A 14,780-nucleotide genomic window follows, 5' to 3' on the forward strand; every position below is an offset into this window, starting at 1 on the left:
ACGTGCCGCGCACGCCATGCGCGGGCGGACATTCTGCGGAATCGAAATGATGGATATTGAGTGTTGAAACGATTCACATGATAGCACGATGAGCGACGATCGCGCAAATTGCCGCCGAAGGCCCGCCCGGTGGGCGTCGCGCGCATCGTCGAGCGCGTGCGAACGGGCGCCGGCACCCGCAAAATGGGTGCCGAAGGAGGGCCTGTTCGGAATGATCGGATTCGCGAAAATCGCGGCGCTGTTCGCCGCCACCGCGCTTGCGGAAATCGTCGGCTGCTATCTGCCGTGGCTCGTGCTGAAGGCGGGGCGCTCCGCGTGGCTGCTCGCGCCCGCCGCGCTGTCGCTCGCGCTGTTCGCGTGGCTGCTGACGCTGCATCCGAGTGCCGCCGGGCGCACGTATGCGGCGTACGGCGGGATGTACATCGCGGTCGCGCTCGTGTGGCTGCGCGCGGTCGACGGTGTCGCGCTGACGCGTTGGGATGCGGCGGGCGCCGCACTCGCGCTCGCCGGGATGGCGGTCATCGCGCTGCAGCCGCGCGGCTGAGCGCTGTCAAGCGTGACCCGCGCCGGATTGTGTCAAAACGTCACACAACACACGCACTGTCACGCATCAACACGCACCGACACGTGCCGACACGCAACGTCACGCGTCGTCGCCGGGCGCGGCGGCCGTCTGCCGCCACACGCATGCGCCCTTGACCGACTTGTCGAGCGCGTCGAGCTGCGCGCGATGCGCGGCCAGTTCGTCTTCGCTCGCCGCGAGCACCGGCAGGTCGAGCGCCGCGAACGACATCCGCTGGCCGTTCGCGGCGCCTTGCGCGTCGGCGCCGTCGTCGAGCATGTCGATCACGAGGCTGTCCTGGCCGCGCGTCATCGCGAGATAGACTTCGGCGAGCAGCTCCGAGTCGAGCAGTGCGCCGTGCAGCGTGCGGTGCGCATTGTTGATCCCGAAGCGGTCGCACAGCGCGTCGAGCGAGTTGCGCTTGCCGGGGAACATCTGCTTGGCCTGCACGAGCGTGTCGATCACGCCCGCGCAGGGCCCGGCGAACGGGGGCTGGCCGAGCCGGTCGAATTCCGCGTCGAGAAAGCCGAGGTCGAACGGCGCGTTGTGGATGATCAGCTCGGCGTCGCCGACGAAGTCGCGAAGCTGCGCGGCGATCTCCGCGAATTTCGGCTTGTCGCGCAGGAATTCGGTCGTGAGCCCGTGCACCGCGAGTGCGCCCGGATCGCTGTCGCGCTCGGGGTTCACGTACAGGTGCAGGTTGTTGCCGGTGAGCCGCCGGTTCAGCAGCTCGACGCAGCCGATTTCGATGATGCGGTCGCCCGCGCGGGCGTTGAGGCCGGTGGTTTCGGTATCGAGAATGATCTGGCGCATGGCGTATGAAACGAGAAAAACGTGAACAACCGATAAAACAGCCGATAAAACAACCAATAAAGGGCCGCGCCGCTCAGGCGGCCGACAGCGACTCGACGCCGCGGTTCGCGAGCGCATCCGCGCGCTCGTTGCCCGGATGGCCCGCATGGCCCTTGACCCAGCGCCATTCGACCTGATGCTGCGCGACGAGCGCATCGAGCCGCTTCCACAGATCGGCGTTCTTCACGGGCGTCTTCGACGCGGTGATCCAGCCTTTCTTCTTCCAGCCGTGGATCCACTCGGTGATGCCCTTCTGCACGTACTGCGAGTCGGTGTGCACGACGATGCGGCACGGGCGCTTCAGCGCGTCGAGCGCGGCGATCACGCCCATCAGCTCCATGCGGTTGTTGGTCGTGTTCGGCTCGCCGCCGAACAGCTCCTTCTCGGTGTCGCCGTAGCGCAAGAGCGCGCCCCAGCCGCCGGGGCCGGGGTTGCCCTTGCAGGCGCCGTCGGTGTAGATGTCGATCGTATCGTGGGTCGTCATGAGGATTCTTGGTGGGTGGTCGGGGAAGCCGCCGGCGTCAGGCCGGGCGCGAGCACGGGCTTCTTCATCTTGATCTGGCCGACGAGCCGCATGCCGCGCACGCGCTTGACGGCCGTCACCATGTAAACGGCGCCGAGGATCGGCCACCAGCGGTCGCCGGCGGCCTCCATGAATGCGCAGCGCGCGAGCCACTTGTCGGTCGCGAGCGGCGGGCGATAGCAGCCGAAGCGGCCGCGCTCGAGATCGAAGCCGAGCAGCTTGATCCAGTCCTTCAGCCGGATGAACGCGATCTGGTCGCGCGCGGACGGCACGAACGGCCGGTTCGCCATCTTGCCGAACGACTGGCGCATCCCCCACAGGCTCAGCGAGTTGAAGCCGGTGATCACGAGCTGGCCCTCGGGCATCAGCACGCGCTCGGCCTCGCGCAGCAGCCGGTGCGGGTCGGACGTGAACTCGAGCGTGTGCGGCATCACGATCAGGTCGACGCTCTGCGACTCGAACGGCAGGTCGAGCAGATCGCACCAGAGCGTGCTGCGCCCGGCCGGCGCATGCTCCGGGCCGGGCGTTTCGCGCGCCCACGGGTACTGGTACGGCGCGCTCGCGCCGCTGGCCGGATCGAGCACGAGCCCGCGGTACGGCATCCGGTTCTCGCGCAGTGCGTCGAGCTGCGGCAGGCCGAGCTGCAGCGCGTGAAAACCGAACACGTCGGATACGAAGCGATCGAGCTGCGCCTGCTCCCAGCCGAGCACGTAGCGCCCGGGCGGGGAGTCGGTCCATTCGGGCCAGTCTATAATTGGACGATCAGCCATATCGATTGTTGCGTGCCATGAACGAGCTGGAATACATGCCGGTCCCGGCATTCGAGGACAACTACATCTGGCTCGTGTCGGACGGCAGCGACGCGATCGCCGTCGATCCGGGCGAAGCCGCTCCGGTGCGCCGCGCCCTCGCTGAACGAGGCTGGCGGCTGACCGCTATTTTACTCACGCACCACCATGCCGACCACGTCGGCGGCGTTGCCGCGCTGATCGCCGGCCAATCGGCCGACCGGCCGCTGCCCGTCTACGGCCCCGCGGCCGAGGGGATCGGCGTCGTCACGCGGCCGCTCGCGGGCGGCGATCGCGTGACGCTCGCGTCGCCCGCGCTGACGTTCGACGTGATCGACGTGCCTGGCCACACGCGCGGCCACATTGCGTATTTTCAGGCGGCCGGCCCAGGCCCGGCCGGGGTAGGCGCGGCCGGCGCAGGCCCGGCCGGCCCGGGCCCGACGTCACCGCACGTATTCTGCGGCGACACGCTGTTCTCGTGCGGCTGCGGGCGGCTGTTCGAGGGCACGCCCGCGCAGATGCTCGCGTCGCTCGACGCGCTCGCGGCGCTGCCCGGCGATACGCGGGTGCATTGCGCGCACGAATACACGCTGTCGAACATCCGCTTCGCGCTCGCGTGCGAGCCGGGCAACGCGGCGCTCGCCGCGTGGCGCGACGCCGCGCAGGCACGCCGCGCGCAAGGGGTGCCGACGCTGCCGACGACGATCGCGCACGAGCGCGCGGTGAACCCGTTCCTGCGCGCGGACAGCGGCGAGATCCGCGCGACGCTCGAGGCGCAGCTGCACGAAACGGTGCCGGATCGGCTGGCCGCATTCACGCTGATGCGGGAGTGGAAAAACCGGTTCCGATGAGCGTCGCCGCATCGGAAAAAAGTTCATCCCGAATCTGCAAAATCGGCCCCAAATACTGGATTTGCCTAGATTTTCGGCGTTTTTATTGACGTGAAGGACGCACTTCCGTACCATCGCCTCCAATTTACCCGCCGCCGTAATCCGAGATTTTCATGCGACTATTACTGAGTGCGTTGCTGGTCCTGCTGCTCGCCGCGTGCGCGAGCCAGGGACCCACCGCCAATACCGCCGCCGATCCGCAAGCGGCGTCCAACTTCCTCCGCAAGTCCGCCACCGCCAAAGAAACCGTCGACGTCGACAAGCAATCCGTCGGCGAGCTCACGAGCGCCGACACCGATCTGTGGGCGCGCATCCGCCGCGGCTTCCAGATGCCCGACCTGCAGAGCGACCTCGTCGACATGCAGACCCAGTGGTACGTCCAGCGCCCCGATTACGTGCAGCGGATGACCGAGCGGTCGCAGAAATACCTGTATCACATCGTCGAGGAGCTCGAGGCGCGCCACATGCCGACCGAGCTCGCGCTGCTGCCGTTCATCGAATCCGCGTACAACCCGCAGGCGCTGTCGGTCGCGAAGGCGGCCGGCATGTGGCAGTTCGTGCCCGGCACCGGCCGCACGTACAACCTGCGGCAGAACATGTGGCAGGACGAGCGCCGCGACGTGCTCGCGTCGACGAGCGCCGCGCTCGACTATCTGTCCCGCCTGCACGACATGTTCGGCGACTGGTATCTCGCGCTCGCCGCGTACAACTGGGGCGAGGGCAACGTGCAGCGCGCGATCGCGCGCAACCAGGCGGCCGGCCTGCCGACCGACTACCAGAGCCTGCGTTTGCCGAGCGAGACGCGCAACTACGTGCCGAAGCTGCAGGCGGTCAAGAATCTGATCGCGCACCCGCAGCAGTACGGCCTCACGCTGCCGGACATCCCGAACCACCCGTATTTCGTGACCGTCACGACGTCGCATGACATCGACGTCAACGTCGCCGCGCAGCTCGCGAACCTGTCGCTCGACGAGTTCAAGTCGCTGAACCCGTCGTTCAAGAAACCGGTGATTCTCGGCGCGACCGATCCGCAGATCCTGCTGCCGTTCGACAATGCGTCCGCGTTCGAGAAGAATCTGAAGGCGTACGGCGGCCAGCTGTCGACGTGGACGACGTACACGGTCGACGAGCGGATCACGCCGCAGGCGCTTGCCGAGAAGATCGGCGTCGACGCGGATACGCTGATGAGCGTGAACAAGATTCCGGCCGGGATGCGGCTGAAGTCGGGCTCGACGCTCGTCGTGCCGCGCACCGACGACGACGACGAGGACATCAGCGCGGACGTCGCCGAAAACGCGGTGCTCGCGATGGAGCCGGACGTGCCGGACACGCGCAAGATGCTGATCCGCGTGCGCCGCAAGCAGTCGATGGAGGCGATCGCGGGCCGCTACGGCGTGTCGGTCGGCCAGCTGCGGGCGTGGAACAAGACGCGCCGCGAGATCGTGATGCCGGGCCAGACGATGGTGCTGCACGTGCCGGTCGGCCGCGCGGTGCCGGCGGAGCCGGGGCCGGAGCGGATCGCGACGTCGATCGGCGGCGCGCGGATCGAGCGCGCGAGCCTGCACGTCGGCGGCGGCAAGGCCGGGCGCGGCGAGCGGGCGGCGAGCGGCGGCAAGTCCGCCCCCGCGAAGGCATCGAAGGGCGCGAAGGCGCCGAAGGCCGCCGCGCCGGCGAAAGCCGCCGCTTCCAAGTCCGAACCGAAGGCCGCGTCGAAGTCGACCGAGTCGCACAAGGGCAAGAAGAAGAAATGAGCGCCGGGCCCGCGCGGCCCGAATTTGCTAACATTCGACGAAACGTCCGACGAAACGCCGTCACCGAGGTGACGGCGTTTTTCGTTTGTGCAGCGCATTTGGCCTGAAGGAGGGTGCATGTCGTCGATGCAGTGGAGGGTGCTCGTGCTGTTCGCGCTCGGGTATTTCGTGTCGTACGTGTTCCGGGGCGTCAATCTCGGCTTCGCGCCGTTCATCACGCGCGATCTCGGGCTGTCGGCGGCCGATCTCGGTCTGCTGACGAGCCTCTACTTTCTCGGTTTCGCGGGCGCGCAGCTGCCGGCCGGCGTGCTGCTCGACCATTTCGGTCCGCGCCGCGTGACGGCCGGCATGCTGCTGTTCGCGGCGGCGGGCGCGCTCGTGTTCGGCGCCGCGCACGGGATCGGCGCGATGATGCTCGGGCGCCTGCTGATCGGCGTCGGCGTGTCGGTCAGCCTCGGCGCCGCGTTCAAGGCGCTCGCGCAGCACTTCCGGGTCGAGCGGCTGCCGCTCGTGAACGGTGTCGTGATGGCGGTCGGCGGGCTCGGCGGCGTCGCGGTCGGTTCGCCGCTGACCTGGCTGCTCGGCGTGCTCGACTGGCGCGCGATCTGCGTCGCGCTCGCGGTGCTGACCGTCGCGGTCGCCGGCGCGATCTGGGCCGGCGCGCCCGACGCGCGGCAAACGCGCCACCAGGGCACGCTCGTCAGCCAGTTCAAGGGCACGTGGCACATCCTGAAGAGCGCCGCGTTCTGGAAGATCGGCTCGTTCTCGATCGTCACGCAGGGCGTGTTCTATGCGATGCAGTCGCTGTGGGTCGGCGCGTATCTGCGTGACGTCGCCGGCTTCGATGCGCACGCGGCCGCGCGCCTCGTGTCGCTGCTCGGCTTCGCGATGATGGCGGGCAGCGTCGGCTTCGGCGCGGCCGCGCGGCTGTTCGAGCGGCGCGGCGTGTCGGTCTACGCGTTTTGCGGGATCGGGATGGCGCTGTTCGTCGTCACGCAGCTCGCGATCGTCGTGCGCGTGCCGCTGCCGGCATCGGCGCTGTGGATCGCGTACGGGATGTTCGGCGGGGTCGGAATCCTGAGCTACGCGGTGCTGGCCGAGCATTTCCCGCCGCATCTGATCGGCCGCGTGAACACGACGCTCACGCTCGTGATCTTCCTGCTGATCTTCGGGTTCCAGATCGGCGTCGGCGAGGTGCTGGCGTTCTGGTCGCCCGTCGACGGCCGCTATCCGGTGGCCGCGCATCTGAGCGCGTGGAGCGTGCTGATCGCGCTGCAGATCGCGAGCGCGCTCTGGTACGCGTGGCCCGCGCGCGCCGGCGCTGCCCGGGCCGGCGCGCGCGGGTAGTGCCAGCGACATTGCTAGCGACATTGCCAGCGGCATCGTGTCGCAATCTGGATTGAAAAGAGGGGCATTTTCGCGCTATAATTTGTAAGTTTGTGCTGATCAACCTCGCACCCTAGCGCCTACCCCTTCATCCCGTTCATCCGCCGCGCGCCGTCTATCGGGCGACGGCGCGACATCCCGCGCCGCGTGTGCGCCGGATTCGCGCCGCGTACCGGATTCGCGCCGCGGATCGCGCCAAGCCAGCGACCTCGCGCGCGTTCGCCGCGCGTCGCTCGCGCGGCCGGGTAGACAGGTCGGCCGCTGGGTGCTCCCCAAGGAGCCTCCCGTGTTGCCGTCTTTTTCTCCCGCTTTGCTCGCACTCGCCGACGGCACGGTCTTTCGTGGTTATTCGATCGGGGCCGAAGGCCACACGATCGGCGAAGTCGTGTTCAATACCGCGATCACCGGCTATCAGGAAATCCTCACCGACCCGAGCTACGCGCGCCAGATCGTCACGCTCACGTATCCGCACATCGGTAACGTCGGCGTGAACGTCGAGGACGTCGAAGCGACGAAAGTCCATGCGGCGGGCCTGATCATCCGCGATCTGCCGACGCTCGCGTCGAACTTCCGGATGGATCGCACGCTCGGCGACTATCTGCGCGACGAAGGCGTCGTCGCGATCGCCGGCATCGACACCCGCAAGCTGACCCGCATCCTGCGCGACAAGGGCGCGCAGAACGGCTGCATCCTCGCCGGCTCCGACGACGAGGCGAAAGCGATCGAGCTCGCGCGCTCGTTCCCGGGCCTCGCCGGGATGGATCTCGCGAAGGTCGTGTCGACGAGCAAGCCGTTCGAATGGAAGCAGACCGAATGGCGCCTCGGCAGCGGCTACGGCATGCAGGCCACGCCGAAATACCGTGTCGTCGCGTACGACTTCGGCGTCAAGTACAACATCCTGCGGATGCTCGCGGAGCGCGGCTGCCACGTGACGGTGCTGCCCGCGCAGGCGAGCGCGGAAGAGGCGCTCGCACTGAATCCGGACGGCATCTTCCTGTCGAATGGCCCCGGCGATCCGGAACCGTGCGATTACGCGATCGCGGCGACGAAGACGTTCCTCGAGCGCGGCGTGCCGACGTTCGGCATCTGCCTCGGCCACCAGATCATGGGGCTCGCGGTCGGCGGCAAGACGCTGAAGATGAAGACCGGCCACCACGGCGCGAACCACCCGGTCAAGGATCTCGGCGACGGCCGCGTCGTGATCACGTCGCAGAACCACGGCTTCGCGGTCGACGCCGATTCGCTGCCCGCGAACGCGCGCGTCACGCACGTGTCGCTGTTCGACGGCACGCTGCAGGGCTTCGAGCTGACCGACCGTCCGGCGTTCTGCTTCCAGGGCCACCCGGAAGCGTCGCCGGGCCCGCACGACATCGGCTATCTGTTCGACCGCTTCACCGCGCTGATGGACGCCGCGAAGGCGCCGCGCGTCGCGTAACGGGCGACGTCACGTCACACAACGTCACGACAGGAGCACACGCATCATGTTCGGCCACGCACTCGGCATCACGGATCTCTGGACCTACGTGTTCGGCGTGATCGTCATCGTCCTGCTGCCGGGGCCGAACTCGATGTACGTGCTGTCGCTCGCCGCGCAGCGCGGCGTGAAGACGGGCTACCGCGCCGCGTGCGGCGTGTTTCTCGGCGATACGGTGCTGATGGCGCTGTCGGCCGCGGGCGTCGCGTCGCTGTTGAAGGCGAACCCGCTGCTGTTCTCGGTCGTCAAGTACGGCGGCGCCGCGTACCTGCTCTATATCGGCAGCTCGATGCTGCGCGCCGCGTGGCGCAGGCTGCGGCAGCCGGACGGTGCGGTGGCCGACCCAGCGCCCGGCGCGCCGCGCGCGGTCGATAGCGAGCGACCGTTCCGCAAGGCGATCGTCGTGAGCCTGCTGAACCCGAAAGCGATCCTGTTCTTCGTGTCGTTCTTCATCCAGTTCGTCGATCCGGCGTTCGCGCACCCGGCACTGTCGTTCGTCGTGCTCGGCGCGATCGCGCAGGTCGCGAGCTTCCTGTACCTGAGCACGCTGATCTTCGCGGGTGCCCGCCTCGCCGAGCAGTTCCGCCGCCGCCGCAGGCTCGCGGCCGGCGCGTCGGGCAGCGTCGGCACGCTGTTCGTCGGCTTTTCCGTGAAGCTCGCGCTCGCGACGATGAACTGACCGCGCGCCTCGCCGCCCGCGCGCATCAACGATTACTTATTGCATATAACGCCATGCCAAAACGCACAGACATCAACAGCATCCTCATCATCGGCGCCGGCCCGATCATCATCGGCCAGGCGTGCGAGTTCGACTACTCGGGCGCGCAGGCATGCAAGGCGCTGCGTGAGGAGGGCTACAAGGTCGTCCTCGTGAACAGCAACCCGGCGACGATCATGACGGACCCGAACACGGCCGACGTCACGTACATCGAGCCGATCACGTGGGAAGTCGTCGCGCGCATCATCGAGAAGGAGCGCCCGGACGCGATCCTGCCGACGATGGGCGGCCAGACCGCGCTGAACTGCGCGCTCGACCTGCATCACCACGGCGTGCTCGAGAAGTTCGGCGTCGAGCTGATCGGCGCGTCGCCCGAGGCGATCGACAAGGCCGAGGACCGCCAGAAGTTCAAGGACGCGATGACGAAGATCGGCCTCGGCTCCGCGAAGTCGGGCATCGCGCACTCGATGGAAGAGGCGACGAAGGTGCAGGGCGAGATCATGGCGGTCACCGGCGGCAGCGGCTACCCGGTCGTGATCCGTCCGTCGTTCACGCTCGGCGGCTCGGGCGGCGGCATCGCGTACAACCGCGAGGAGTTCGAGGAGATCTGCAAGCGCGGCCTCGACCTGTCGCCGACGCGCGAGCTGCTGATCGAGGAATCGCTGCTCGGCTGGAAGGAATACGAGATGGAAGTCGTGCGCGACCGCGCCGACAACTGCATCATCGTCTGCTCGATCGAGAACCTCGACCCGATGGGCGTGCACACCGGCGACTCGATCACGGTCGCCCCGGCGCAAACGCTGACCGACAAGGAATACCAGATCCTGCGCAACGCGTCGCTCGCGGTGCTGCGCGAGATCGGCGTCGACACCGGCGGCTCGAACGTGCAGTTCTCGATCAACCCGAAGGACGGCCGGATGGTTGTGATCGAGATGAACCCGCGCGTGTCGCGTTCGTCGGCGCTCGCGTCGAAGGCGACGGGCTTCCCGATCGCGAAGGTCGCCGCGAAGCTCGCGGTCGGCTACACGCTCGACGAGCTGAAGAACGAGATCACCGGCGGCCAGACGCCGGCGTCGTTCGAGCCGACGATCGACTATGTGGTCACGAAGATTCCGCGCTTCGCGTTCGAGAAGTTCCGCGAGGCCGACTCGCGCCTGACCACGCAGATGAAGTCGGTCGGCGAGGTGATGGCGATCGGCCGCACGTTCCAGGAATCGTTCCAGAAGGCGCTGCGCGGGCTGGAAGTCGGCGTCGACGGCCTCGACGAGAAGTCGACGAACCGCGACGAGATCGCAATCGAGATCCACGAGCCGGGCCCGGACCGCATCTGGTACGTCGGCGACGCGTTCCGGATCGGCATGACCGCCGAGGAAATCTTCGCGGAAACGTCGATCGATCCGTGGTTCCTCGCGCAGATCGAACAGATCGTGCTGAAGGAGAAGGCGCTCGCGGGTCGCACGCTCGCGTCGCTCTCGCGCGACGAACTGCGCTATCTGAAGCAGAGCGGCTTCTCGGACCGCCGCCTCGCGAAGCTGCTCCGCGCGAAGCCGGAGGACGTGCGCGTGCGCCGCGTCGAGCTGAACGTGCGCCCGGTGTACAAGCGCGTCGACACCTGCGCGGCCGAGTTCGCGACGAAGACGGCCTACATGTACTCGACGTATGAGGAAGAGTGCGAGGCGCAGCCGACGACGAACAAGAAGATCATGGTGCTGGGCGGCGGCCCGAACCGGATCGGCCAGGGCATCGAGTTCGACTACTGCTGCGTTCACGCGGCGCTCGCGATGCGCGAGGACGGCTATGAAACGATCATGGTCAACTGCAATCCGGAAACGGTGTCGACCGACTACGATACGTCCGACCGCCTGTACTTCGAGCCGCTGACGCTCGAGGACGTGCTCGAGATCGTCGACAAGGAAAAGCCGGCCGGCGTGATCGTGCAGTACGGCGGCCAGACGCCGCTGAAGCTCGCGCTCGACCTCGAGGCGCACGGCGTGCCGATCATCGGCACGTCGCCGGACATGATCGACGCGGCCGAGGATCGCGAGCGCTTCCAGAAGCTGCTGCAGGCACTCGGCCTGCGCCAGCCGCCGAACCGCACCGCGCGCGCGGAGGACGAGGCGCTGAAGCTCGCGGACGAGATCGGCTATCCGCTCGTCGTGCGTCCGTCGTACGTGCTCGGCGGCCGCGCGATGGAGATCGTGCACGAGCCGCGCGACCTCGAGCGCTACATGCGCGAGGCGGTGAAGGTGTCGAACGATTCGCCGGTGCTGCTCGACCGCTTCCTGAACGACGCGATCGAATGCGACGTCGACTGCATCTGCGACGGCGACGCGGTGTTCATCGGCGGCGTGATGGAGCACATCGAGCAGGCGGGCGTGCACTCGGGCGATTCGGCGTGCTCGCTGCCGCCGTATTCGCTGTCGACGGAAACCGTGGTTGAACTCAAGCGCCAGACCGCCGCGATGGCGAAGGCGCTGAACGTGGTCGGCCTGATGAACGTGCAGTTCGCGATCCAGCAGGTGCCGCGCGCGGACGGCACGAAAGAGGACGTGATCTACGTGCTCGAAGTGAACCCGCGCGCGTCGCGCACGGTGCCGTACGTGTCGAAGGCGACGAGCCTGCCGCTCGCGAAGATCGCCGCGCGTGCGATGGTCGGCCAGACGCTCGCGCAGCAGAACGTGACGAAGGAAGTCGAGCCGCCGTACTTCAGCGTGAAGGAAGCGGTGTTCCCGTTCGTGAAGTTCCCGACCGTCGACCCGGTGCTCGGGCCGGAGATGCGTTCGACCGGCGAAGTGATGGGGGTCGGCCAGACGTTCGGCGAGGCGCTGTTCAAGTCGCAGCTCGCGGCCGGCTCGCGCCTGCCGGAATCGGGCACGGTGCTGCTGACCGTGATGGACGCGGACAAGCCGAAGGCGGTCGAGGTCGCGCGGATGCTGCACGAGCTCGGCTATCCGATCGCGGCGACGAAGGGCACGGCCGCGGCGATCGCGGAAGCCGGCGTGCCGGTGAAGGTCGTGAACAAGGTGAAGGACGGCCGTCCGCACATCGTCGACATGATCAAGAACGGCGAGATCGCGCTCGTCTGCACGACGGTCGACGAGACGCGCCAGGCGATCGCCGATTCGCGCTCGATCCGGATGAGCGCGCAGGCGCACCGGATCACGTACTACACGACGATGTCGGGCGCGCGTGCCGCGGTCGAAGGGCTGCGCTATCTGAAGAACCTGGAAGTCTATGATTTACAAGGTCTTCACGCTCGCCTAAACTAAGCGGTCAGTTACCGTCGAAGCAATACGTGCCGCGATTAAGCGGCGTTCCCGGTCAGGCCGGGGATGCGCTTAATCGCGGTGATTTTTTTTGAGCTGTTTTTTTAGCGATTGAGTCGTTTATGAGCACCATTCCGTTGACGAAGCGTGGCGCGGACCAACTGCGCGATGAGCTGCAACGCCTGAAGTCGGTCGAACGGCCGGCCGTGATCACCGCGATCGCGGAGGCGCGCGCGCAGGGCGATCTGTCCGAAAACGCCGAGTACGACGCGGCCAAGGAGAAGCAGGGTTTCATCGAGGGTCGCATCGCGGAAATCGAATCGAAGCTGTCGGCCGCGCAGGTCATCGACCCGTCCGCGCTCGACGCGGACGGCCGCGTCGTGTTCGCGGCGACGGTCGAGCTCGAGGATCTCGAGTCGGGCAACACCGTGAAGTACCAGATCGTCGGCGACGACGAGGCCGATCTGGACCACGGCCTGATCTCGGTCAGCTCGCCGATCGCGCGCGCGCTGATCGGCAAGTCCGAAGGCGACGTCGCGGCGGTTCAGGCACCGAGCGGCGTGCGCGAGTACGAAATCATCTCCGTCAGCTACATCTGATGGCGGCAGTCGCGATGCCGCACCGTGTGTTCAGGCTGCTCGCGACCGTCTGGGTCGGCAGCCTGCTGACGATCGGCTTTGCGGTCGCGCCGGTGCTGTTTTCGATGCTCACGCGCATGGCCGCGGGCTCGGTCGCCGCGCAGTTGTTCCGGATCGAGGGCATTGTCGGCGCGGTCAGCGGCGTGCTGCTGCTCGCGCTGTCGAACCAGCTCGTGCGGCGCGGCTGCGACGATTACCGGCGCGTGCGCTGGCTGCTCGCGGCGATGCTCGGCTGCGTGCTGATCGGATATTTCGCGCTGCAGCCGTTCATGAACGCGCTGCGCACCGCGGCGATGGAGGCGGGCACCGACATCGCCAATTCGCCGTATGTGAGTCGCTTCGGGATGCTGCACGGCATCTCGAGCCTGTTCTATCTGGCCGAGAGCGTGTTCGGTCTGATGCTGATCTGGAAGCTGCCGGCGCGCGATGCGTGAACGAAACCCGGCGGCGTTGTGCCCCGGGCGGCGAGCAACGACGGGGCGCGGCCCCGAGAGCGGGCCGCTCGGGCGGAGTTACTTGACCTGATGCGGGCGCTTCGCGCTGGTCTGGCGCTTTTTCGCACGCTTCACGTTGCCGCCCGCGGTTACGCGCTCGTTGCCCTTCACGACCACCTTCTGCGGCTTCGGCCGGCGCACGGGGCTGCTGTTCGGCGACACCTTGACGACCTTGACGACGCGCGGCGAACGGCCCTTCGTGTCGGCGGCGGCCTCGCCCGCGCTCGGCAGCGCGTTGCCGCGGCGGCCGCGAACCGGCGCCGGCTCGGTCTCCTCGGGCCTCCAGATCACGAGCAGCTTGCCGATATGCTGGATCGGGGCGGCGCTCAGCCGATCGCAGATCTCGTCGTAGATCGCGACGCGCGCATCGCGCTCGTCGCCGAACACGCGGATCTTGATCAGCTCGTGCGCGGCCAGGTGGACCTTGATCTCGGCGAGCACCGCGTCGGTGAGCCCTTCGGCGCCGATCAGCACGACGGGCTTGAGCGCATGGGCCTGAGAGCGCAGCGCGGAGCGCTCGGCGGGAGAAAGCGAAAGGGCGGGCATGGAGTGTCGATTCTGAATGAGGGCGCGCGAGCGGCGCGCCGAAACCACGTAAAATCGCGGCCTGGGCGTTGTTCAGACCGCCGGCCGCGCGAATGAGACGCGTATTATCCGCTAAAAGCGCGGCATCACGAAGCAAATGGGCAGTTATCTTCTTCCGAATGGCAAAGAATCGTTTTAATCAATCCTGGCTGCACGACCACATCAACGACCCGTACGTCAAAATGGCGCAGCGGGAAGGGTATCGCGCGCGCGCCGCGTACAAACTGAAGGAAATCGACGAGCAGGACAAGCTGATCCGCCCGGGTCAGGTGGTCGTCGATCTCGGCGCCGCGCCGGGCAGCTGGAGCCAGTACGTGCGCAACAAGCTCGCGCAGGGCAAGCGGCGCGACACGGCGCGCGAGGGCGGGATCGACGGCACGATCGTCGCGCTCGACATGCTGCCGATGGAGCCGATCGCGGACGTGCACTTCATCCAGGGCGACTTCCGCGAGGACGACGTGCTGCTCCAGTTGGAGGCGGTGCTCGAAGGCCGGCCGGTGGACCTTGTAATCTCGGACATGGCCCCCAACCTGTCGGGTGTGGCGATCGCGGACGCCGCGCGGATCGAGCACGTGTGCGATCTCGCGCTCGAATTCGCGCAGAACCACCTGAAGCCCGACGGCGCGCTGCTCGTGAAGTGTTTTCACGGCAGCGGCTATAGCCAGATCGTCGAGAAATTCAAACATCAGTTTAAGGTCGTCGCACCACGCAAACCCAAGGCGTCCCGCGACAAATCGTCCGAAACGTTCATTTTGGGACGGCATCTGAAGCATCCCCGCTGACGCGGGGCGGATCGCCGAAACGGGCTCCGGCCCTTGCCAGACAAAGCTGCGCGCTATCGGCGCGGTTGACG

14 protein-coding genes are annotated in these 14,780 nt (G+C 67.3%); 10 read left to right on the top strand and 4 right to left on the bottom strand.

Translation table 11 applies throughout. The features are described 5' to 3' along the window. Window positions 1-211: 211 nt before the first annotated feature. Window positions 212-544: a YnfA family protein gene (locus HZI36_RS13890; protein WP_179403219.1), complete on the top strand. Its 333-nt coding sequence runs from the start codon at window positions 212-214 to the stop codon at window positions 542-544. Window positions 545-643: 99 nt separating this feature from the next. On the opposite strand, the gene dnaQ is transcribed toward HZI36_RS13890, so the two are convergent. The 3 genes from dnaQ to HZI36_RS13905 all read right to left on the bottom strand — a co-directional run bounded on the left by dnaQ (window position 644) and on the right by HZI36_RS13905 (window position 2,707). Then, window positions 644-1,375 carry a DNA polymerase III subunit epsilon gene (dnaQ, locus tag HZI36_RS13895; RefSeq protein ID WP_179403220.1) on the bottom strand — a complete coding sequence of 244 codons (732 nt, stop codon included), beginning with the start codon at window positions 1,373-1,375 and terminating at the stop codon, window positions 644-646. Window positions 1,376-1,448: 73 nt separating this feature from the next. Next, window positions 1,449-1,898 (bottom strand): ribonuclease HI, encoded by a 450-nt coding sequence (gene rnhA, locus HZI36_RS13900; protein WP_179403221.1) that lies wholly within the window; start codon window positions 1,896-1,898, stop codon window positions 1,449-1,451. After that, entirely contained in the window at window positions 1,895-2,707 is an 813-nt protein-coding gene (locus tag HZI36_RS13905; RefSeq protein ID WP_179403222.1) for a class I SAM-dependent methyltransferase, read from the bottom strand. Before HZI36_RS13905 ends, rnhA begins: the two co-directional genes overlap by 4 nt. A gap of 17 nt (window positions 2,708-2,724) precedes the next feature. Here HZI36_RS13905 and gloB point away from each other — a divergent pair, with 17 nt between their 5' ends. The 8 genes from gloB to HZI36_RS13945 all read left to right on the top strand — a co-directional run bounded on the left by gloB (window position 2,725) and on the right by HZI36_RS13945 (window position 13,282). Continuing rightward, complete coding sequence (gloB, locus tag HZI36_RS13910) at window positions 2,725-3,576, top strand: hydroxyacylglutathione hydrolase (RefSeq protein WP_179403223.1); 852 nt, start codon at window positions 2,725-2,727, stop codon at window positions 3,574-3,576. A gap of 152 nt (window positions 3,577-3,728) precedes the next feature. After that, the gene (locus HZI36_RS13915) at window positions 3,729-5,366 is read left to right on the top strand and encodes a transglycosylase SLT domain-containing protein (protein WP_179403224.1); all 1,638 of its coding nucleotides are present in this window, start codon (window positions 3,729-3,731) and stop codon (window positions 5,364-5,366) included. 117 nt (window positions 5,367-5,483) lie between these two features. Beyond that, a complete protein-coding gene (locus HZI36_RS13920; RefSeq protein WP_179403225.1) occupies window positions 5,484-6,713 on the top strand; it encodes an MFS transporter in 1,230 nt (409 codons plus the stop codon). A gap of 325 nt (window positions 6,714-7,038) precedes the next feature. Next, entirely contained in the window at window positions 7,039-8,187 is a 1,149-nt protein-coding gene (gene carA, locus HZI36_RS13925) for a glutamine-hydrolyzing carbamoyl-phosphate synthase small subunit (RefSeq protein WP_179403226.1), read from the top strand. Between the two features lie 46 nt (window positions 8,188-8,233). Beyond that, complete coding sequence (gene leuE / locus HZI36_RS13930) at window positions 8,234-8,905, top strand: leucine efflux protein LeuE (RefSeq protein WP_179403227.1); 672 nt, start codon at window positions 8,234-8,236, stop codon at window positions 8,903-8,905. Between the two features lie 53 nt (window positions 8,906-8,958). Next, a complete protein-coding gene (carB, locus tag HZI36_RS13935; RefSeq protein WP_179403228.1) occupies window positions 8,959-12,213 on the top strand; it encodes a carbamoyl-phosphate synthase large subunit in 3,255 nt (1,084 codons plus the stop codon). Between the two features lie 119 nt (window positions 12,214-12,332). Beyond that, a complete protein-coding gene (greA, locus tag HZI36_RS13940) occupies window positions 12,333-12,809 on the top strand; it encodes a transcription elongation factor GreA (protein ID WP_179403229.1) in 477 nt (158 codons plus the stop codon). Between the two features lie 14 nt (window positions 12,810-12,823). Then, window positions 12,824-13,282 carry a DUF4149 domain-containing protein gene (locus HZI36_RS13945; protein ID WP_179403230.1) on the top strand — a complete coding sequence of 153 codons (459 nt, stop codon included), beginning with the start codon at window positions 12,824-12,826 and terminating at the stop codon, window positions 13,280-13,282. Window positions 13,283-13,360: 78 nt separating this feature from the next. On the opposite strand, the gene HZI36_RS13950 is transcribed toward HZI36_RS13945, so the two are convergent. Then, the gene (locus tag HZI36_RS13950; protein WP_179403231.1) at window positions 13,361-13,888 is read right to left on the bottom strand and encodes a YhbY family RNA-binding protein; all 528 of its coding nucleotides are present in this window, start codon (window positions 13,886-13,888) and stop codon (window positions 13,361-13,363) included. Between the two features lie 158 nt (window positions 13,889-14,046). Here HZI36_RS13950 and HZI36_RS13955 point away from each other — a divergent pair, with 158 nt between their 5' ends. Continuing rightward, a complete protein-coding gene (locus tag HZI36_RS13955) occupies window positions 14,047-14,709 on the top strand; it encodes an RlmE family RNA methyltransferase (RefSeq protein WP_179403232.1) in 663 nt (220 codons plus the stop codon). Window positions 14,710-14,780: the final 71 nt, after the last annotated feature.

It is taken from the genome of Burkholderia guangdongensis (assembly GCF_013403875.1).
Taxonomy (GTDB): domain Bacteria; phylum Pseudomonadota; class Gammaproteobacteria; order Burkholderiales; family Burkholderiaceae; genus Burkholderia; species Burkholderia guangdongensis.